At 39.7% G+C, this 19,867-nt stretch carries 17 protein-coding genes; 10 read left to right on the forward strand and 7 right to left on the reverse strand.

Annotation, left to right across the window (positions count from 1 at the left end):
* Positions 1–29 precede the first annotated feature (29 nt).
* The 5 genes from AAC026_RS02510 to fumC all read right to left on the reverse strand — a co-directional run bounded on the left by AAC026_RS02510 (position 30) and on the right by fumC (position 6,232).
* Complete coding sequence (locus AAC026_RS02510; protein ID WP_339608333.1) at positions 30–1,532, reverse strand: GH3 auxin-responsive promoter family protein; 1,503 nt, start codon at positions 1,530–1,532, stop codon at positions 30–32.
* 33 nt (positions 1,533–1,565) lie between these two features.
* A complete protein-coding gene (gene lptB, locus AAC026_RS02515; RefSeq protein WP_339608332.1) occupies positions 1,566–2,297 on the reverse strand; it encodes an LPS export ABC transporter ATP-binding protein in 732 nt (243 codons plus the stop codon).
* A gap of 24 nt (positions 2,298–2,321) precedes the next feature.
* Positions 2,322–4,022, reverse strand: a complete 1,701-nt coding sequence (recJ, locus tag AAC026_RS02520; protein WP_339694811.1) for a single-stranded-DNA-specific exonuclease RecJ — start codon at positions 4,020–4,022, stop codon at positions 2,322–2,324.
* A 93-nt stretch (positions 4,023–4,115) separates the two neighbouring features.
* On the reverse strand, positions 4,116–4,775 hold the full coding sequence (locus AAC026_RS02525) for an Ezrin/radixin/moesin family protein (protein WP_339608330.1): 660 nt from the start codon (positions 4,773–4,775) through the stop codon (positions 4,116–4,118).
* 56 nt (positions 4,776–4,831) lie between these two features.
* Positions 4,832–6,232, reverse strand: a complete 1,401-nt coding sequence (gene fumC, locus AAC026_RS02530) for a class II fumarate hydratase (RefSeq protein WP_339694813.1) — start codon at positions 6,230–6,232, stop codon at positions 4,832–4,834.
* A gap of 303 nt (positions 6,233–6,535) precedes the next feature.
* On the opposite strand from fumC, the gene AAC026_RS02535 reads away from it, so the two are divergent.
* The 8 genes from AAC026_RS02535 to AAC026_RS02570 all read left to right on the forward strand — a co-directional run bounded on the left by AAC026_RS02535 (position 6,536) and on the right by AAC026_RS02570 (position 12,988).
* On the forward strand, positions 6,536–7,234 hold the full coding sequence (locus AAC026_RS02535; RefSeq protein ID WP_339608328.1) for a LiaF domain-containing protein: 699 nt from the start codon (positions 6,536–6,538) through the stop codon (positions 7,232–7,234).
* A gap of 118 nt (positions 7,235–7,352) precedes the next feature.
* On the forward strand, positions 7,353–8,408 hold the full coding sequence (locus AAC026_RS02540) for a histidine kinase (protein ID WP_339608327.1): 1,056 nt from the start codon (positions 7,353–7,355) through the stop codon (positions 8,406–8,408).
* Positions 8,405–9,151: a LytTR family transcriptional regulator DNA-binding domain-containing protein gene (locus AAC026_RS02545; protein ID WP_339694814.1), complete on the forward strand. Its 747-nt coding sequence runs from the start codon at positions 8,405–8,407 to the stop codon at positions 9,149–9,151. The genes AAC026_RS02540 and AAC026_RS02545 overlap by 4 nt, the downstream gene beginning before the upstream one ends.
* A 167-nt stretch (positions 9,152–9,318) precedes the next feature.
* Entirely contained in the window at positions 9,319–9,885 is a 567-nt protein-coding gene (locus tag AAC026_RS02550) for a DUF4287 domain-containing protein (RefSeq protein WP_339694816.1), read from the forward strand.
* On the forward strand, positions 9,885–10,280 hold the full coding sequence (locus AAC026_RS02555) for a DUF1801 domain-containing protein (RefSeq protein ID WP_339694818.1): 396 nt from the start codon (positions 9,885–9,887) through the stop codon (positions 10,278–10,280). The genes AAC026_RS02550 and AAC026_RS02555 overlap by 1 nt, the downstream gene beginning before the upstream one ends.
* Before the next feature lie 224 nt (positions 10,281–10,504).
* Positions 10,505–11,377 (forward strand): pirin family protein, encoded by an 873-nt coding sequence (locus AAC026_RS02560; protein ID WP_339694820.1) that lies wholly within the window; start codon positions 10,505–10,507, stop codon positions 11,375–11,377.
* Between the two features lie 10 nt (positions 11,378–11,387).
* Positions 11,388–12,545: a tetratricopeptide repeat protein gene (locus tag AAC026_RS02565; protein ID WP_339694822.1), complete on the forward strand. Its 1,158-nt coding sequence runs from the start codon at positions 11,388–11,390 to the stop codon at positions 12,543–12,545.
* Complete coding sequence (locus tag AAC026_RS02570) at positions 12,536–12,988, forward strand: hypothetical protein (RefSeq protein WP_339694824.1); 453 nt, start codon at positions 12,536–12,538, stop codon at positions 12,986–12,988. The genes AAC026_RS02565 and AAC026_RS02570 overlap by 10 nt, the downstream gene beginning before the upstream one ends.
* Here AAC026_RS02570 and AAC026_RS02575 read toward each other — a convergent pair.
* Together AAC026_RS02575 and AAC026_RS02580 are read right to left on the reverse strand one after the other, a co-directional pair.
* Positions 12,985–15,333, reverse strand: coding sequence for a response regulator (locus tag AAC026_RS02575; protein ID WP_339694826.1), 2,349 nt, complete (start codon positions 15,331–15,333; stop codon positions 12,985–12,987). The genes AAC026_RS02570 and AAC026_RS02575 overlap by 4 nt on opposite strands.
* A 210-nt stretch (positions 15,334–15,543) precedes the next feature.
* Positions 15,544–16,464 (reverse strand): DUF4382 domain-containing protein, encoded by a 921-nt coding sequence (locus AAC026_RS02580; RefSeq protein WP_339694828.1) that lies wholly within the window; start codon positions 16,462–16,464, stop codon positions 15,544–15,546.
* A gap of 301 nt (positions 16,465–16,765) precedes the next feature.
* Between AAC026_RS02580 and mutS the strand changes: the two genes are divergently transcribed.
* Both mutS and AAC026_RS02590 read left to right on the forward strand, forming a co-directional pair.
* A complete protein-coding gene (mutS, locus tag AAC026_RS02585) occupies positions 16,766–19,375 on the forward strand; it encodes a DNA mismatch repair protein MutS (RefSeq protein ID WP_339694830.1) in 2,610 nt (869 codons plus the stop codon).
* Positions 19,376–19,495: 120 nt separating this feature from the next.
* Complete coding sequence (locus tag AAC026_RS02590) at positions 19,496–19,726, forward strand: addiction module protein (RefSeq protein WP_339694832.1); 231 nt, start codon at positions 19,496–19,498, stop codon at positions 19,724–19,726.
* Positions 19,727–19,867: the final 141 nt, after the last annotated feature.

A 19,867-nucleotide genomic window follows, 5' to 3' on the forward strand; every position in this document is an offset into this window, starting at 1 on the left:
GAGGGTTATGAATAATAACTGAAGCTTTGTTAAACCTGTGTATGGTTTGTTCCTAGCATCGTCAAGATGTCATCAAGGTATTCTCGTGTGTTAGAAAGCCTTGGTACTTTATTTTGGCCACCGAGCTTTCCTCTTCCTTTCATCCATTTATAAAAAGTGCCTACTTCCGCTTTATGAACAATAGGGCTGGTAAGTGCCATGTCTTTATAACGCTTAGCGTCATAGTCTGAATTGATTTCACGAAGTGTGTCGTCCAAAAATCTTGTAAAGTCTTCAAGGCTATCTGGTTCCTTTTCAAACTCAACAACCCATTCGTGAGCTGCTTTTTCATCGTGGCTAAAATACTTTGGAGCTGCAGTAAAGTTATTGATTAAAGCACCTGTTTTTTCAGCAGCCACAGCAATACCTCTTTCAGCATTTTCAACTACCAGCTCTTCTCCAAAAGCGTTGATATAATGCTTTGTTCTACCAGAAATTCGAATTCTATATGGTGAAACCGAGGTAAACTGAACGGTATCTCCAATTTTGTATCTCCATAAACCAGCATTGGTAGAAATGAGTAATGCATAATTTTCACCTTCCTCTACTTCTTCAAGCCCAATTACCTTGGGTGACTCTTTATGAATTTCTGCAAAAGGAATGAATTCATAGAAAATACCATAATCCAACATGAGCAACATGTCGTCAGAGCCCATTTGGTCTTGAATACCAAAAAATCCTTCAGATGCATTATAGGTTTCCATGTAGTGCATTCCACTAAAAGGAATCATCTTCTGGAATATGTTTTTGTAAGGGCCAAAGGCAACTGCTCCATGAAAAAACACTTCTAAATTTGGCCAAACGTCATGAATATTATCCGTCCCTTTAAGCTCCATTATTTTTTGGAGTAAAATAATCGTCCATGTAGGTACACCAGAAATGCTGGTTACGTTTTCGTCCATGGTCGTTTTTGCCATCAGCTCAATCTTAGCCTCCCATTCATCCATTAGGGCAATGTCTAAAGCGGGTGTGCGTACAAACCTAGTCCAGTAAGGCAGGTTAGACATAATAACCGCTGAAACATCTCCATAAAACGACTCTTGACTGGTGTCAAACTGATTCACCTGCTGGCTTCCGCCAATGGTGAGCCCTTTGCCATCAAACATTCGAGTTTCAGGGTTGTTATTGCAATAAATGGAAAGCATGTCCTTGCCTCCTTTAAAGTGACACTCTTCTAACGCCTCATATGAAACAGGTATAAATTTACTTCTGGCATTGGTAGTGCCCGATGATTTTGCAAACCACTTTACATCTGATGGCCAGAGCAAGTTTTGCTCGCCCATCATATTTCTTTCTATATATGGGTTAATATCTTCATAAGAAAAGATGGGGATTTCTCTTCTAAATTGTTCTTGATTCTGAATATCGGCAAAGCCATGGGTGCGCCCAAACTCGGTGTTTCTTGCTGTGGTGATAAGTCTTTTAAATAATTCGTCTTGTACTTCTAAAGGGTATTTCATGAAAAGACCGATTTGATACATCCGTTTTTTCATTACCCATGTCAGTATTGAATTAATGATTGCCACTTATACTTTCCGCTTCAGTTCGAAATTTTTACCTAGATACACTCGTCTCACTTGCTCATCGGCCGCCAACTCTTCAGCAGTTCCTGCTTTTAAAAGTTTTCCTTCAAACATAAGGTATGCCCTATCGGTGATTGAAAGGGTTTCATTCACATTATGGTCTGTAATTAGAATGCCTATATTCTTTTGCTTCAGTTTAAAAACAATGGACTGAATTTCTTCCACTGCAATGGGATCTACTCCTGCAAAAGGTTCGTCTAGCAAAACGAATTTAGGGTCTACAGATAATGCTCTGGCAATTTCTGTTCTTCGTCTTTCACCACCAGAAAGCACTTGCCCTTTGTTCTTTCTTACATGGGTAAGGCTAAACTCTTCTAATAGAGACTCCATTTTTTCTTTCTGAAGCTTCTTTGGCAGCTTTGTCATTTCAAGCACCGCCATAATGTTTTCCTCTACCGTAAGCTTTCTGAAAACGCTAGGCTCTTGGGCTAAATATCCAATGCCCAGTTTGGCTCTTTTAAACATCGGTAAAGGCGTGATGTTTTCGTCTTCAAGATAGATATTTCCCTCATTTGGCTTAATCAAGCCCACAATCATATAAAATGTAGTTGTTTTTCCTGCGCCATTAGGGCCAAGCAAGCCAACAATTTCTCCTTGCTCTACCTGCACGGAAACATCGTTAACTACTTTTCTTTTTTTATATGTCTTTACAAGATTGTCGGCTCTTAACTTCATGATGGAATGGCAAAAATAGAATAATCATTCAAACTTAATATCCTTAATGAAGAGTTGAAGACTTTTACGTCCTCTAAAGTCGTTCTCTTCAATGGTGTAGGCCATGTGAAATTTCATGCCAGAATTTACCAAATCGTAATATTCTCCCAAACCAAAACCAATAGCGTCAATTGAGCCACTAATTCCTTCTTGTTTTACTGTAAACTTAAGGTGCTGTTCTTTCAGTACTTTAACATTTTCAGCGTGTACGTTTTCCGAAACAAACAGGGGCTGCATATTTTGTGGTCCAAATGGACCCATTTGCCTAATGGTTTCATAAAACTTAAAGTTGATATCATCTAAAAAAATAACAACATCGATTTTAATGGCAGGTACTAACTGTTCTTCGGTAATGGTGCTGGCCACCACGCTTTCAAATTTTGCCTGAAAAGCCTCCACATTTGCAATTTCCATGGTCACACCAGCAGCATACATGTGTCCACCATACTGATCGAGTAGATCAGAACATTCCGTAATGGCATTATAAACATCGAAACCCATTACAGACCTAGCAGAGCCTGTTACTTTGCCGTTCGATTCAGTTAAAATAACGGTAGGGCGATAGTGCTTTTCAATACAGCGAGAAGCCACAATGCCAATCACTCCTTTGTGCCAATCTTCTTTATACAGAACCGTGGCCTTGGCGTTGAGCAAGACTTCATCTGATTGAATCATCTGCAATGCCTCTTCCGTAATTGAGTTATCGAAATCTCTACGGGCGTCATTCTTATCATTAATAAGTGATGCTTTGGCGTCTGCATCCTCTTCGGTTTTTGCCAGAAGTAGCTTTACCGATGCTCTAGCATGATCCATTCGGCCAGCAGCATTTATTCTTGGGCCAATACCAAAAACAATGCTCGAAACCGTAAAGTCATTTCTGTTCTTACAAAGGTCTACCAACGCTTTTAATCCTGGCCTTGGGTCTTGATTCAGTTTTTTGAGCCCAAAATAGGTGAGCACTCTGTTTTCCCCAGTAATAGGAACAATGTCGGAAGCAATACTTACTGCCAATAAATCTAAGTATTGGAAGAGACGATCTTGCTCAATTTCATTTTGTTGACAATAAGCCTGCAAAAGCTTAAAGCCTACTCCGCAACCCGACAGTTCTTTATATGGGTATTCGCAGTCTACTCGTTTTGGGTCGAGCACCGCATAAGCTGGGGGTAACTCATCGCCCGGAGTATGGTGGTCACAAATGATTACATCAATACCTGCTGCTTGGGCTTCTTGTACTCTATCGTGCGCCTTAATACCGCAATCCAAAGTAACAATCAATTGAAAACCATTTTCTACGGCATATTCTATTCCTGTTTTAGAAACTCCATAACCTTCTTTATATCTGTCTGGAATATAAAATTCAAGTGTGTCGTGGGTTTCAGAAAGAAAGCCGTAAAAAGTAGCTACTGAAGTGGTGCCGTCTACATCGTAATCTCCGTAAACGAGAATCTTCTCTCCGTTATCTAGTGCTGCGGATAGTCTATCTACTGCGCGATCCATATCTTTCATCAGAAAGGGGTCGTGCAGCTGATCTAATTGAGGTCTAAAATAAGCTTTGGCTTCTTCGTAATTTCTAATTCCTTTTTGAGCAAAAAGAAATGCCAAATTTTCACTTATTCCGAGGTTTTCCTGAAGCGACTGTACCAGCGCTCCATCTGCTTCTTCATTAAATAGCCACCTCTTTTGCATGTATAAAAATAGTAAATATTGAACCTAAAAGGGATATAAAAAAGCAGTGCTTTATTGATTAAAGCACTGCTAAGTTTCTAATGTGATAAGAGCTTACTTCGTTTTTTCCGCAGTAGGGAGAACATCTTTAAGTGGAACCCTTTTACCATCTCTGTAAGGCACGATCCAAGCATCTTCAACACCCATTTCTCTCAGATATCTTTTAAGTACGTTGGCATCTTCATAATTTCTGAAGTTACCAATTACATATTTTCTAAGCTCTTCTCCTTCTTCTCCAAAATCCTTTGCTGTATCAGCATATTTTTTTAAATCCACCTTACGGAAAGCTCCTACTTGGACTTTAAAAACAACGCCCATACTAAAATCTTCTCCATTGATGATTTCAGGATTGTAAGCAGGGCGATTATCAATTTGGGCTTTCAGGTTTTCTACTTCCTTTTGAGAAGCTTGATAGGCAGCTTGCATTCTTGTTACCTGCTTCTGCAAATCACCAATCTGGCCGTCTTTTCCACTCAATTGAGTTTCAAGGGTTTCAATATCGCTCAATGCACCTGCGTTAGAGGCTTTCAGTTTAAGATGTTCTTCAGAAAGTGCCTTGAAGTCTTCTGGAGACATGGCCTTTTTCTTTTTCTTCCAAACTTTCATTTCTTGCTTGAAAGCTCTCTTTTCGGCCTTGGTCATTTCTTGACCAATGGCGGCTGTGGCAATAAAAATGCCCAGCAAAAGCGTGAAAAATACTTTAGAAGTTTTCATCTTATCTTTGATTTATTTGAGTGAAACCCATTAAATGACAAATTATAACTTTAATGTCAGCTTTTCAAACTTCCGATCATATCTTCTGGCCTTACCCATTCGTCAAACTCTTCGGCTGTTAGGTAGCCTAAATTGACAGCTTCTTGCTTTAAGGTAGTTCCATTTTCATGGGCGGTTTTGGCAATTTTAGCAGCCTTTTCGTACCCAATCTTGGTATTTAAAGCGGTAACTAACATTAGTGAGTTATTCAAATGCTGTTGAATACTCTTATAGTTAGGCTCAATACCTATAGCACAATTTTCATCAAAAGAAACGCAGGCATCGCCAATTAAACGTGCAGATTGCAATACATTGTATGCCATCATTGGTTTGAAAACATTCAATTCATAGTGGCCTTGTGCACCACCTACTGAAACCGCCACATCATTACCCATTACTTGAGCACAAACCATGGTCATGGCCTCGCACTGTGTTGGGTTTACTTTGCCGGGCATAATAGAAGAGCCGGGCTCGTTTGATGGTATTATGATTTCACCAATTCCCGAACGAGGGCCTGAGGCCAACATTCTGATGTCATTAGCAATTTTGTTTAATGAAACTGCCATTTGCTTTAATGCTCCGTGGGTTTCTACCAAGGCATCGTGGGCTGCAAGTGCTTCAAATTTATTTTCGGCAGTAATAAAAGGATGACCCGTAAACTCAGCAATTTTTTCGGCCACCAATTCTGAATATCCTGCAGGCGTATTGATCCCTGTTCCTACAGCGGTACCGCCCAAAGCTAATTCTGAAAGGTGATCTAATGTATTTCTTAATGCTTTTAAGCCATGGTTCAATTGAGAAACATAACCCGAAAATTCTTGACCTAAAGTAAGCGGTGTGGCGTCCATTAAGTGTGTACGACCAATTTTTACCACCTTCATAAACTCTTGAGACTTTGCCTGAAGTGTATCTCTTAATCTTTCTACTCCAGGAATGGTAGTTTCTACGATCATTTTGTAGGCCGCTATGTGCATGCCTGTTGGGTAAGTATCGTTAGATGATTGCGACTTGTTCACATCATCATTTGGGTGAACTTCTGTTTTGCCTTCGCCTAGTTTATTACCTGCAATTACATGTGCTCGATTGGCCACAACCTCGTTCACATTCATATTTGACTGTGTACCCGAACCTGTTTGCCAAATCACCAAAGGAAATTGGTCATCATGCTTTCCTTCTAAAATTTCATCACAAACTTTTGAAATAAGGTCGCGCTTTTCTACCGCCAAAACGCCTAAAGCGTGGTTGGTGTGGGCAGCGGCTTTTTTAAGGTAGGCAAAACCATAAACCACTTCTAAGGGCATACTGGCTTCTGGTCCAATTTTAAAGTTGTTTCTTGAGCGTTCAGTTTGGGCTCCCCAATACTTGTCTGCGGGAACTTTCACTTCCCCCATGGTATCCTTTTCTATTCTATATTCCATGTGATGAGATTTTATTCGATTCAAAATTAGGCAATGAAGCACTAGTTAGAAAGTAATTCGGACTTGTTATTCACCGATTATTTTAAAACTACTGAATGTGATGGTCGAAAACATTGTGCGTTTACCGAGGTCTGGCGTTCGTTCACCGAATTCAGCCAACAAGAATGGCCTAAGTCCACGTACATTTGAATGTGTTTCAAGCCCAAAGGTCAAAAAACATCGGTCAAACAAACAACAACAATTACTCAAAACAACAACCACAGCAGGCAGAAAATTTTCTGCCTGCATTTAACTAAAAAAATCATGTCACAGTCAGCTAGTAAAAGGTACATAGTCGGAGCGCTATTTCTTATTGTCGGGTCTCTTTGGACTTTAGATAACATTGGTGTCCTCAACATTCATCTTCCTTGGTACTTTACCGAATGGTATTCCATTATGATTCTTATCGGTATTTTAATTGCCACTGTAAGAGAAAAAGTAGGGCTTGGTTTAACCTTCGTAGCCATTGGTGCTGCCTTCTTAATAAGAGATGTGTACTATCTAGACTTTAGAGACATCTTTGAATTCTGGCCTGTCATCTTCATCATTATAGGCGGATCGCTTCTTTTCAGAAGGGGAATGGACAAAGAGGCTTCTAGTGAAAAAAAAAATACTGAGTCAGAAATAGATGGTGTAGATGAAATCGCGATTTTCTGTGGAGCAGAAAGAAAAGTTACCTCGAAACAGTTTAGAGGAGGAAAGTTGACTACCATTTTTGGTGGAACCGAACTGAACCTTCTAAATGCAGAGCTTGCCAGCGGCACGAATATTTTGGATGTATTTGTATTGTTTGGCGGAACTGAAATTAGAGTTCCGTCCGACATGAATGTGAAAGTACAGGTAACTGCAATTTTTGGTGGCTTTTCAGACGAAAGAAAAATAATCACCGAAAATGAAGCCAACAACGGAAAAGAACTAGTAGTAAAAGGCTTAGTACTTTTTGGTGGTGGCGAAGTAAGGTAAAACGGTAGCTTAAATCTAGAGTATTGAGTTAGAGTTGGTCGCTCTTGATTCAATACTCTTTTTCTTTTTTATCAAAGCCTTAAAAGAAATCACTAATTTTCGTTTCGTTTAGATTTCTATGAACCACCCTTTTTTAAAGAATAAAGGCATCATTTTTTATACCGCAGCGTGGTTGTTTATTGCCATTCTGTTTGGGCTGGCCCTAAGGTATTTTTACGATTTCAGTACTAAAGAAGCCAACATTGATAGCTTCATTTTTAATGGAACCTTCTATGGATTAGGTCTGGCCTTTTGGTTTGTAGTACGTTATAATTCTTTCGATTCTTCCCAAATACTCAACCTAGTTGTTAGTCATTTGGCAGCTGCTGCACTTTCCGTAGCCGCTGGTGTTTTCATTACACTTACCATCCTAAAAAACATTTTGCCTCAAACCGAAGAGTCATTGATTTACCTGAACAGCTCTGTGGCTTGGCGCTCTGGCTTAGGTTTACTTTACTATGCCGTGCTCATTTTGGTATACCACCTTATAAAATATTATGACGATTTAAGGGATAGAGGTCAGCAGCAAGCGCAATTAGAAACCATGCTTAAGGAGTCGGAACTGGAAATGCTAAAATCACAGATCAATCCGCACTTTATTTTTAATAGCCTCAATTCTATTGCATCGCTTACCATTACAGCGCCAAACCAAGCAAGAGAAATGGTAGTTAAGCTTTCTGATTTTCTTCGTTATTCTTTAGGTAAGGAAAATCATCAACTGAATACTCTGGAAGAAGAAATCGCCAACCTGATGCTCTATTTAGAAATAGAAAAAGTTCGTTTTGGTGATCGACTTCAGGTAGAAACTCAAATTGACATTGAGGCTTTAAACCTCACTTTGCCTAACCTTATTCTTCAGCCTTTAATTGAAAATGCGGTTAAGCATGGCATATACGAAAGTCTGGAAGATGTAACCATTCGGGTAACAGCAAAAACCGAAAACGGTATTCTTCGCCTTTTCATGACCAACGAGTTCGACCCGAAAGCCGTGAGCAAAAAGGGCAAGGGCATTGGGCTTAAAAATGTGCGCGAACGTTTGCGCGTCATTTATGGTGTGCCGAAATTGGTGTTTACTGAAACCAACGAAAACCTATTTACCGTCCGTTTAGACATTCCTCAACCCAACGAAAAATGATCAAAGCCATAATTGTTGACGATGAAAAATTAGCCCGCGATATCATCAAGGCTTATTTGCAAAACTTTGCTCAAGTGGAAGTAATTGCGGAATGTGGTGATGGTTTTCAAGGCTTAAAGGCTATTCAGGAACACGAACCAGATTTGCTTTTTCTGGACATTCAAATGCCCAAAATCACGGGTTTCGAAATGCTAGAGTTAATAGAAAACCCTCCTGTGGTCATCTTCAGCACTGCTTTCGATCAATACGCAATCAAAGCCTTTGAACTTAACGCCACCGATTATTTGCTAAAGCCTTATGCCGAAGAGCGTTTTAAAGGAGCGGTGCAAAAAGCGATCGATAAAATTCAAACCAAAGCTTCGGCACAAAAAGAGATTGAGACTTTAACGGAAAAGCGCGAAGAACTTTCGGAAGGTATTGAACGGTTAGTGGTAAAAACTGGAAACAAAATCCATATCCTTGGCTTGGACCAAATTGCGCATTTTGAGGCGCAGGATGATTACGTGGCCATTCATTCAGACCAAGGTAAATTTTTGAAATTGATGCGAATGAAACACCTAGAAGACAACCTTCCTTCTGACGACTTTATTCGCGTGCATCGTTCTCACATCGTCTCTATTAAGCACATAGAAAAGTTAGAACTCTACGAAAAGGACTCGTATTTACTCAGCTTAAAAACAGGTTCACAACTGCCAGTAAGCCGCAGCGGGCATAGTAAGCTAAAAGAGGTTTTGAAGTATTGAAGGGATTGAGTATTGAAGTGTTGATTTCAAACTTGAGCCAATACCTGGTGTACCTACTTATGATGTACGCACTTTCAGATACTTTATGCTCTGAATTAAGTTTCCTCAAAACCTCAATCTTTTGTATGTTTAAAGCGTAAGAACTAACGTTTCTAAAACTCAAGCTTATGGCAACTCCTGAAGAAATGGTACAAACCATGATCAATAACCTTCCTGAAAAAACGGGCAAATCTTTAACTGAATGGCAAGCTTTGCTCACAGCAGCGGGACTACAAAAACATGGCGAAATCATGAAGTTGCTGAAAGGGGAGTATAACGTTACACATGGTTTTGCTAATCTTTTAGCGCAAGTACACCTTAAACCAGAGTTGCTCGAAAATAAAGTAGCTGAAAATCCTGATGAAGATTTGCTAGCTGGAAAAGAGGCCATTGCAGAGGTATACAAAAAAGCCAAAGCACTTTTTGAAAACGTAAATGGAGAGGTTGAATTTGCCTACAAGAAAACCTATATCAGTCTTCGGACACCCAAAAAGCAGTTTGCTTTATTGCAGCCTAGTACCAAAACTAGGGTAGATATTGGTCTCAATTTAAAAGGCGTTGAGCCCGAAGGAATTGTTGAAGCAGCAGGCAGTTGGAACAGCATGGTAACCCATAGAATCAAGCTTTCTTCGGTTGAAGAAGTGGATGCGTCATTGGCCACTTGGGTGCAAAAGGCCTACGATGCCAACAGCTAATGAATAAGTTTCAGCCTGTCGATTTTCAGGATTTAGATGATCTTTTCGCCTATCTTCCAGAAAATGAACTCAAGATTGTTCAGGCTTTAAGAGGCTTGGTCTATGAGTGTATTCCTCAAGTAAAAGAAAAGCTTTCTTACAATGTCCCATTTTTTCGCCTACGTAAAACCGTTTGCTTTATCTGGCCTGGAGCTGTGCCTTGGGGTGGCACTTTCGAAGGCGTTCAATTCGGTTTTACTTATGGTCATTTGCTCACCGATGAAAATGGGTATTTGGCTGCTGGAAAAAGGAAGTACGTCCGCACCAAAACTTTCAAGTCTTTAAAAGACATTAATTTCGACCAGTTAAGAACCTTGCTTTTTGAGGCCATAGAAATTGACGCCCAAAAAAGATAATTCCATAGATTTTTTTGAGAAAGGTGGGATAGAATCAGTTGGCATTGATTAAACTTATAGTCTGAATCCGGTTAAAGTAGAGAAACCCTCCAAAAGTTGAATTAGATCTTCCGTGGTAAATTATTCCACCTAAAGTTGAAGCAAGGACTTTTGGAGGGTTATGTCAATCGAGACTGTCCCAAAAAATAACCGGAATTTTATTTCAAACCCAAAAACAGCAAACCATGTCGAACCAAGGTTTAATTATTGAAGAACGCAGCCGAGATATTGGCGATTTTATAGTAGGCCGACTGATTCCTTTTAGGAAAAAGCGCATGGTAGGCCCCTTTATTTTTATTGACCACATGGGGCCAGTAACGATTAAACCCGGCCATTATATGGACGTTGGGCAGCATCCGCACATTGGTCTTTCTACCCTCACTTATTTGTTGGAAGGCGAGATTACTCACCGCGATACCTTGGGCACTGAGCAATTGGTCACTCCAGGTTCTGTGGGCTGGATGACGGCCGGAAAAGGAATTGTGCATACCGAACGTACGCCCCAAAACAGACGAGACGGAAGTGAATTCACCGCCCACGGTTATCAAATTTGGGTCGCTCTTCCGAAGGAATTAGAGTTTATGGAACCGCAGTTTTCTTATACTCCAAAAGAAGATTTACCTACCTGGGAAGAAAACGGTTTGCAATTTAGGCTAGTAGCTGGCCAAGGTTTTGGACATCAATCGCCTGTGCCCGTTCATTCCGAATTGTTTATGGTGGAAGTAAAATCTACTGCGGAAACACTACTTCATATTGATGGTCAGCTTTCTGGCGAAATCGGAATTTGTATTGTGGAAGGACATATTATGGCTTGCGATGAACGCGTAAACAAAGGCAATATGTTGGTTTCTAAAGAAGAAGATCTTTGTAAGATTACGCTTGGAGAAAATACACATTTATTGATCTTTGGTGGGCAGCCTTTTCCTGAAGAAAGACATATCTACTGGAATTTTGTAGCCTCAGAAAAGGCCACCCTTGAAGCCGCCAAAGAACGCTGGAAGACCAAAGCCTTTGACATGGTACCCGGTGAAACGGGTTATATTCCGTTGCCTAACTAAAACTGTCAAAATGAAAAAGCGACACTGCCTTCTGCTAATTATTATTGTTCTTATTAAATCTAATGGTCTTTATGGTCAAAATAGATATGCTCTAATCAACTATGCAAACTCCCTATTAGAAGAAAAAAATTACAATAAACTAATTGAAGTCTCAAAAGATATTATCTCTAGCGACTCATTGGTATTTCAAGCCCTTGGATACCAAATTATGGCTTCAGCCTACGGATATCTAGAAATGGATAGTTTAGCTTTAGAGTACTTTCAAAAATCAGAATTTGCAGTTAAGGAAAACTCAAACCTCTATGGTGCAAAAGGGCAGTTTTTTCTCAATAGAAACGAATTAGATAGTGCCCTTAGTAATTACGGTAAGGCTCTCCTATATCTACAAGAATATCATGATTCTTCATATGTCGCTGACATTTTACTAGATGCCGGCATCATTTTAAAAACAAAAATTAGATATGAAGAAGCCATCGAAGCATTGAGAGTTTCAATTGATTACGACCCCGCGGATTGGAAGGCTTTCTATCATTTATCAGAGACATACCTGTTTTCTGATTCCTTAAACAAAGCGCTTGAGTTTAGTAAAAAGGCTCGTGACCTCAACAATACTAATAGTTTAGAGCCTCAATATATTGAAGCAAGTGCCATGTTCTTATTGGGAGATACAGAGAGTTCTTTATCACTAGCAAAAGAGGTATTGAATGACCCATTGCTCATTTACGAAGCAAACTACTTATTGTCTGATATTCACAGAAGTCTAGGTAACCATAACCTCGCAATAGAACATTTGAGAGAGTGTCTAAAGATAGACTCAGAGTCCGTGCCGGTTTTAAACAACATTGCCTTTATCAATATGTCTTCTGGTGATTATACAGAGGCAATTTCTTACTTCGATAAATGTATAGCACTAGACCCAGATTTTGCCTACGCCTATAACAACAAAGCCTGGTGTCTTTATCAGCAAGGCTTTCACCAAGAGGCGCTAACGAATTGCGATAAGTCAATTTCTTTGGATCCAGAAAACTCATGGGCTTATGCAAATCGAGCGAAAATATACTTCGCCTTAAACATGAATACAAAAGGTTGTGAAGATGTGAACAAAGCTGAGAAATTAAAATATCCAGAGACAGAAGACCTTAAGACTCTAAAATCTAAATGTGGTTAAAGATTATGCCCACCTACGACTCCCTTATTTCTCGGCTTCAAGAAAAGCTTCAAGATGAAAAGCACTTGACCTGCCACAAAATCATTAGGCAGCTGATTCATCTTTTTGAGCAGTTAAAAACGCGTGAAATTCCGATTGAAGCACTGGGTGAGCCGATAGATAGGCTTGACAAGTTTTTGGAAATAGAGACTTTACGTTTTGGGCAACTAAGAACACTTAAAGGTAATATCCATAGTGTATTGAAGAAGAAATTCGAAATACTACCTCCACACTTCTATAGAGGTCAGTGGATGACTTTGGGTATGGTAATTTTTGGGATACCATTGGGAACCGCCTTAGGCAATATTGCTTTTATGGGTGTGGGCATTCCTATTGGGCTCGCTATTGGTGTTGCCAAAGACAAAAAAGCCCAAGAGGAGGGTAAAATGCTAACGGACATTTAACCCTTCAAAGCCTCTTTAATTCCATTGTAAGTTGCTTCTATTTCGGCAATACGAACACTGAGTTCATCAAAGGTTTCTTTGCCAGCTTTCATTTGTAAAGTTTCTAAAGCCTTTACTAAATCAGTAGCTCCAAGATGGCGGGCAGGAGGAAGCATTTTATGCGCTTCGTTTTTCAAGCTATCTCTAATTTTTAGCTTAATTGCCTTCTTCAAATTCTCTATACTTCGGGCAGAACTCGACTTAAATATATCGACCATCTCGTTCACAAAGTCGTCATCTCCCATTTCGCGCAAGCCTGTTAAGTCAAACTTTGGTATTTCTGCCACAACTTTTGCAGGCGATGATTTTTTCATGTTTGTTTTCATAGTCTCCATTCTAATGAGTTCAAGCAATTCATTTTCATCAAAGGGCTTACGGAGAATTTGATCAAAGCCTGAATCTAAACTCTCCTTCATTTCTTGTTCAGAAACGGTGGCTGTAAGGGCTACCATCGGAATTTGACTGTTATTACCTTTTGCTTTTCGGATTTGCTTCACTACTTCCAAGCCACTCATTCCGGGCATTTTCACATCCAATATGGCAATATCAAATACCTGATTTTGAAGTGCGGCAAGGGCTTCGGTTCCGTCTTGCGCCTGTACCAGCTTTATATCATGGGTCTTAAAAATGGTTTCTAAAAGTTTTAGGTTGAAGGGCTCGTCATCGGCTACTAAAACCGAAATTCCCGACAAATGAATTAGTTTCTTATCCTTTTCTTTGGCTTCTTCTTTCAAACCTTCACCAATCGTAAATGGTAGAATCAGAATCATTTCTGTGCCTTGACCAAGCTCACTTTCAATCAAAAATTCTCCTTTATGAAGCTTTACCAGCATGGCAGAAATAGCCAAACCGAGTCCTGTGCCCTTGGCTTCATCGGTTACAGATGCTTGCTCAAACTCTTCAAAAATTCTCGCTTGCTTCTCTTTTGGAATTCCTACTCCGCTATCCTTTACCGCTATTCTCAAACTTACGTTTTCTCCTGTTTTAGACTGAACCGAAACACTCAATTGAACATAACCTTTATCGGTAAACTTGATGGCATTATGCAGTAGGTTCAAAACAATTTGACGTAGGCGGTGCTCATCGCCAAGTACAAATTGAGGAATGCTGTCAAACTCTGTCTTCAGTTTCAACCCCTTTTCATCTGCCATTTCTTCAAAAATGCGCAAGGTTTCATGCATCAAAAGCTTAAGATCGAATGGAGCTTGATTTAACTTTACTTTGTTGGCCTGCAGCTTAGAGAAATCAAGAATATCGTTCAGTAAATGAAGTAAATGGTCTGACGAGCTTTTAATAATCTGGAGTTGTTCTTTTTGTTCTCCTGGTTGAGCCGTTTTTAATAGTTGGTTGGTAAAGCCTGAAATGGCATTCATTGGAGTACGAATTTCATGACTCATATTGGCCAAGAACTTCTCTTTGGCATCGGCCAGTTCTTCTGCGTTCTTCTTAGCTTCGCGAAGAATAGCTTGGTACTTTCTGTTTCGACCTACATAGTTCAGCTGGCTAATAAGCGTAATGAGTAAAAGCGCACTAGACAATGCCGAAAAAATAACAACCTCTCGGTTGGTATCATTGGCCAAGCCCTGAATATCCTTTACATGATCTCTTCCTTCTTTGAGTTCATGAGATTCAAGCGTATTGATCAAGTCAATAATTTTATTCTGAAATACCTGCGATTCCTTTTCCAAAGTGGACAGCTGATACCGTAGTTCAGAGCCTTTTTCCTTACTCTCTTCTTTCGCTTTGGCCAGTTCTGACATAATTTCAGTTTGGAGTATCTCCGATTGAGGAGGTTTCACCACAGTGTCTGCTTTTATTTTATTCTCTTTTTTTCTAAATAAATTGGTAAACTTTGTTCCAAAACCAATTTTTCTCGCGGTAAGAGTATCCGCCTCTGATATTGCTTTTGGCAACGCCTCTATTTTTTGCGTCAGGTCTTCCAAAGTATTTTCAAGCAAGTCAGAATTAATGGCCGTCAATTTGGTTTGTACTTTAGCTCTCTCCTTAATCAAATAAGAAAGAGAATCGCAAAGCCCAATCATTTCTTCTCTTTCATAGTTTGTTTTGAGTGAATCAATCAGGTATTGGCTATTATCTAAAGAGGCATTAAAATTCCGGATATAGTCTGACTTGGGATTATTTCGGTAAGCATCAATTTGTGTTTCCATTTCATTTACATAGAAGGATACATCCTTCAGGATCAATAAATTATAGTTCTGCTCTGCGTTTTGCTGCAGTTCACTTACCATATTGTCTAGTCTCTGATAGGCTTTATATCCTGCTACCAAAATAATAATGGTAAGCACGATCAAAGCCAGGTTTACCAACCAGGCCCAGGTAAGTCTATTATTGAGTTTGAAACGGGTCATCTATCGCCTAACGTAAAAAAAATAAAATATTGAAAAAATACTTTCTCAATATACGCTAGATAACTTCTCTATTGACAATATGTTCAACTCAAAAAAGGAGAAAGGCACCCAACTGAAAGTATTCAGCGGGCGCCTTTCGATAATCAATTACTGAAATAAGTTGATTAGTAAATTGGTTACTACTTTTGCTTGTACTTCAATAACTGATGTGGTTGTTCCTCCTATTGAAACTTCAACTTTAGTGGCAGTTTCAAATTCGAAAGTACCTTCAAGTTCATTTTTGTCATAGGTCGAAACAATCAATTCATAGTCTCCTTCTGGCATAAAGGCCAAAGTAAAGTTTCCGTTTGCATCGGCTACAGCACTATTAATTGAATTCTCAAATCTTGCATTTCCTTCAGTTGGTTCATTCATTTCAGAATCCTGGAAAGTACCTTCTAAGTAAGCATATACTACCACTTTATCAGCGTTTTGCATATTCTCTTCGTCTACAGCTCCTTCAATCATACCAGCAGTTGATTTAGTAATCAATCTAGCAGTTGGTCTTAAATTAAACTCACCGTTTCCTCTTTTAACAAGGGCTTTTCTCAAATCTACATCAAGAACAAGTTCAGTCATACCGTTGGCCATTACATCAAAGTCACCCATAATTTTGTAACCTGAAGTTGAACCACTTGGTACGTCAACCTCGTCCGTAGAACCATTCACATACTTTACATAAGCTTCATTAGAAGCCGTCAAGATCAAACGAATTTCATCGTAAGCTCCAGCTTCCAACTCTGTCTCACCCAAAATATAAGTTTCACCATTCTGATAATCCATTAGGTTAAACTCTTTTGGAGAATCAAATGTGATTGAATTTTGAATTTGTCCATTAGCAATAAATTGAGCTTCCTCTACTGATAAGAAAACCCCAGTTATATTTTCTGCATCCACTGCAGCATCCGTTGCTTCCAGTCTAGCGGTTCCTGTTCCGTCAAGTTCATTTGAGTTGTCGTCATCGCAGCTGGTAAAGATTAATGTTGGTATAATTAAAAGTGTTGCGATTAATAATTTTAGATTTTTCATAACTCTCAGTTTTGTTTAGAATTTTACTGACTATCATTAGGCGAACTTGATGCCGTTCGTGCCAAAGCCTACTAATTGAGCTATTTTGAGCTTTTCAGAGAGTTGAACTCGTTGTTTTTCGTTCACTTCGAGAAAACCTTTGTCATTTTGAAAAGGAAGCGGGTTAAACTAAGCGTTTCGTTAACTAGCCTCCTTTTGATGAGCATACGACACCTTCTATTTCCAGACTTTTGTAAATAGACAATTGAAAGCGCAGTGGATTTTTCTATTTTTGAAGAAGCACAAAATTCAATTTCAATTTATGGCGAAGGCAAAGGCAGAAGTAAAGGAAACCCCGTTGATGAAGCAGTACAATGCCATCAAAGCCAAACATCCTGGGGCACTATTGCTTTTTAGGGTGGGTGATTTTTACGAAACCTTTGGTGAAGATGCCATCAAAGCCAGTAAGGTATTGGACATTGTGCTTACCAAGCGTGCCAATGGCTCTGCCAGCCATATTGAATTGGCCGGCTTTCCGCATCATTCGCTCGATAATTACCTGCCAAAACTAGTAAGAGCGGGTAATCGCGTTGCCATTTGCGATCAGCTAGAAGACCCGAAATCGGTAAAAGGAATTGTGAAACGCGGGGTAACTGAATTGGTAACTCCTGGCCTTTCCTTCAACGATAATGTGTTGGACAAAAAGCGAAACAACTACTTGGCTTCGCTCTTCTTCGAAAAAGACCAAGTGGGTATTTCTTTCCTTGATCTTTCTACCGGTGAATTTTTAACTGCCCAAGGTTCTAAAGAGTACATCGACAAACTAGTCCAGAGTTTGAATCCTTCAGAGTTTATTTTCTGTAAATCGAATCGAGAGGTTTTCTACGATCGATTTAAGGAATCGCATAACACTTACCATTTAGACGACTGGGTGTTTGCCTACGACTATACTTACGAAAAGCTGACTAGCCATTTTGAAACCGCCAACCTTAAGGGTTTTGGTATTGAAAATATGGGTTTGGGCATTATAGCTTCGGGAGCAATTCTTCACTATTTGGAAGAAACTGAACACAAAGAAGTAAAGCACATTGCTTCTATCAGCCGAATTGAAGAAGACAAGTACGTTTGGCTCGATAAATTCACTATCAGAAATCTTGAGCTTGTTTATCCGCAGCAGGAAGGAGGCGTTCCATTGATTAGTATTCTGGATAAAACGCACACTCCTATGGGTAGCCGTTTGATGAAGCGCTGGATGGTGCTTCCATTAAAAGAGAAAAGCAAAATAGAGGAACGCCTTTCTATTGTAGATGCTTTTGCCGAAAACTCCGATTTGAGAGATGAAATTTCTCAGCACCTAAAAGACATTGGGGATTTGGAACGATTGATTTCCAAAGTGGCCGTGGGCAGAATTAACCCTCGCGAAATGAACCAACTGCGCAAGGCGCTAGAAAACATTAGTCCTATTCAAGGCTTTGCCGCTCATGCTTCACATAAATCATTGCAAGCACTTGCCCGCCAATTAGACCCTTGCGAAAAACTTTTAGCTCGTATACAAGAACAGCTCAAGGAAGAGGCGCCCATGTTAGTGCATCAAGGCAATTTTGTACAAGATGGGGTGGATGAAGAACTAGATGAATTGCGAAAAATATCGCATTCAGGAAAAGATTACCTGCTGCAAATTCAGCAAAGAGAAACCGAACGTACAGGAATTACATCTTTAAAAATCGCTTACAATAAAGTATTCGGTTATTACTTAGAGGTTACCAATTCGCATAAAGACAAAGTGCCTGCGGAATGGATCAGAAAACAAACCTTGGTGAATGCCGAGCGCTACATTACAGAAGAACTGAAAACTTACGAAGACAAGATTTTAACGGCTGAGGATAAAATTCAAGCCATTGAGCAGCAGATTTTCTTCGAGTTGGTTTCGTTTGCGGCTGAATACACCACACAAGTACAGCAAAACGCTAAGGTAATTGGAATGTTGGATTGCCTTATTTCGTTTGCCAACGTAGCTCAAAGTAATAATTATTGCCGTCCGAATATCAATGAGAAAATGATCCTTGATATACATGAAGGACGCCACCCAGTGATTGAAAAGCAACTGCCTGTAGGCGAAAGCTATGTACCCAATGATGTTTTTCTGGACGATCACACACACCAAATCTTGATTATTACGGGGCCAAACATGGCGGGTAAGTCTGCACTCTTGCGTCAAACTGCCCTGATTGTGTTGATGGCTCAAATGGGTTGTTATGTGCCTGCCAAATCAGCCACTCTGGGTATTACCGACAAAGTATTTACCAGAGTAGGAGCGAGTGACAACCTTTCGAAAGGTGAATCTACTTTTATGGTAGAAATGACCGAAACGGCAAGTATACTTAACAATTTGAGCGATCGAAGTTTGGTGCTGATGGACGAAATTGGTCGAGGCACAAGCACATACGATGGAATTTCCATTGCTTGGTCGATTGTGGAATACTTACACAACCACGACAAGTTTAAACCAAAAACACTTTTTGCTACGCATTACCATGAACTGAATCAGTTGCAAGAAGACTTCCCTGCCATTAAGAACTTCAATGTTTCGGTAAAGGAAGTGGGCAACAAGGTGATTTTTATGCGCAAGCTTAAAGAAGGCGGCAGCGAACACAGTTTTGGTATTCACGTGGCGCAAATGGCGGGTATGCCAAACCCTGTAGTGATTCGTGCTGCGGAAATAATGCACCATTTGGAAAAGGATAAAATCCGTAACCAAACGGAGGATAAGATCAAGGATATGCCAAAAAACAACTTTCAGCTGAACCTCTTTGAAGCCGATCCTACTTTCAATGAGATCAAGGAAATTCTTGAGACGCTAGATATCAATACCATTTCACCAGTGGAAGCATTACTAAAGCTGAATGAGATTAAAGGAAAGTTGAAGAAGTAGAAATTCAGAAGTCAATGCTCCATCAGAGTCACGGTTGGTTTAGTGTTATTCTAGAAGGCTAGGCAACTGATACATAAGAATGGTTTACATATTTTCGTTATTTTTGATAAAAAGACCCGTATGAGCAGCGCAGATATCAGGGAGAGACTACACGATTTTATCAACAAGGCAGATGACAAAGCACTTGAAGCGCTGTATTCAATCGTGCAATCTGGTATTGACGAATCTGATTATACATTGAGCAGTGAACATAAAACTCTTCTTGAAGAAAGACTTGAAGAACATGAAAAGTACCCAAACTCTGGTTCAAGTTGGGAAGAAGTAAAAGACCGAGTGAAGCGAAGGCTATGAGCTACTCCGTCATTATAAAACCACAGGCGGAAAACGACATTACAGAAGCCACCCTTTGGTATGAATCCAAAAAATTAGGTTTGGGAGAAAGGTTTTTAACATCCCTTGATCACAAGTTAAGACTAATCCAAAAACGACCCT

The organism is uncultured Roseivirga sp., from assembly GCF_963973945.1.
Taxonomy (GTDB): Bacteria; Bacteroidota; Bacteroidia; order Cytophagales; family Cyclobacteriaceae; genus Roseivirga.

Excerpts from the sequence above, each read along its gene's own strand:
- lptB (WP_339608332.1), bottom strand. The coding sequence starts at position 2,297 with ATGAAGTTAAGAGCCGACAATCTTGTAAAGACATATAAAAAAAGAAAA.
- mutS (WP_339694830.1), top strand. The coding sequence starts at position 16,766 with ATGGCGAAGGCAAAGGCAGAAGTAAAGGAAACCCCGTTGATGAAGCAG.
- AAC026_RS02535 (WP_339608328.1), top strand. The coding sequence starts at position 6,536 with ATGTCACAGTCAGCTAGTAAAAGGTACATAGTCGGAGCGCTATTTCTT.
- AAC026_RS02580 (WP_339694828.1), bottom strand. The coding sequence starts at position 16,464 with ATGAAAAATCTAAAATTATTAATCGCAACACTTTTAATTATACCAACA.
- AAC026_RS02510 (WP_339608333.1), bottom strand. The coding sequence starts at position 1,532 with ATGAAAAAACGGATGTATCAAATCGGTCTTTTCATGAAATACCCTTTA.
- AAC026_RS02565 (WP_339694822.1), top strand. The coding sequence starts at position 11,388 with ATGAAAAAGCGACACTGCCTTCTGCTAATTATTATTGTTCTTATTAAA.
- AAC026_RS02570 (WP_339694824.1), top strand. The coding sequence starts at position 12,536 with ATGTGGTTAAAGATTATGCCCACCTACGACTCCCTTATTTCTCGGCTT.
- AAC026_RS02550 (WP_339694816.1), top strand. The coding sequence starts at position 9,319 with ATGGCAACTCCTGAAGAAATGGTACAAACCATGATCAATAACCTTCCT.
- AAC026_RS02555 (WP_339694818.1), top strand. The coding sequence starts at position 9,885 with ATGAATAAGTTTCAGCCTGTCGATTTTCAGGATTTAGATGATCTTTTC.
- AAC026_RS02540 (WP_339608327.1), top strand. The coding sequence starts at position 7,353 with ATGAACCACCCTTTTTTAAAGAATAAAGGCATCATTTTTTATACCGCA.
- recJ (WP_339694811.1), bottom strand. The coding sequence starts at position 4,022 with ATGCAAAAGAGGTGGCTATTTAATGAAGAAGCAGATGGAGCGCTGGTA.
- AAC026_RS02590 (WP_339694832.1), top strand. The coding sequence starts at position 19,496 with ATGAGCAGCGCAGATATCAGGGAGAGACTACACGATTTTATCAACAAG.
- AAC026_RS02525 (WP_339608330.1), bottom strand. The coding sequence starts at position 4,775 with ATGAAAACTTCTAAAGTATTTTTCACGCTTTTGCTGGGCATTTTTATT.
- AAC026_RS02560 (WP_339694820.1), top strand. The coding sequence starts at position 10,505 with ATGTCGAACCAAGGTTTAATTATTGAAGAACGCAGCCGAGATATTGGC.
- AAC026_RS02545 (WP_339694814.1), top strand. The coding sequence starts at position 8,405 with ATGATCAAAGCCATAATTGTTGACGATGAAAAATTAGCCCGCGATATC.
- fumC (WP_339694813.1), bottom strand. The coding sequence starts at position 6,232 with ATGGAATATAGAATAGAAAAGGATACCATGGGGGAAGTGAAAGTTCCC.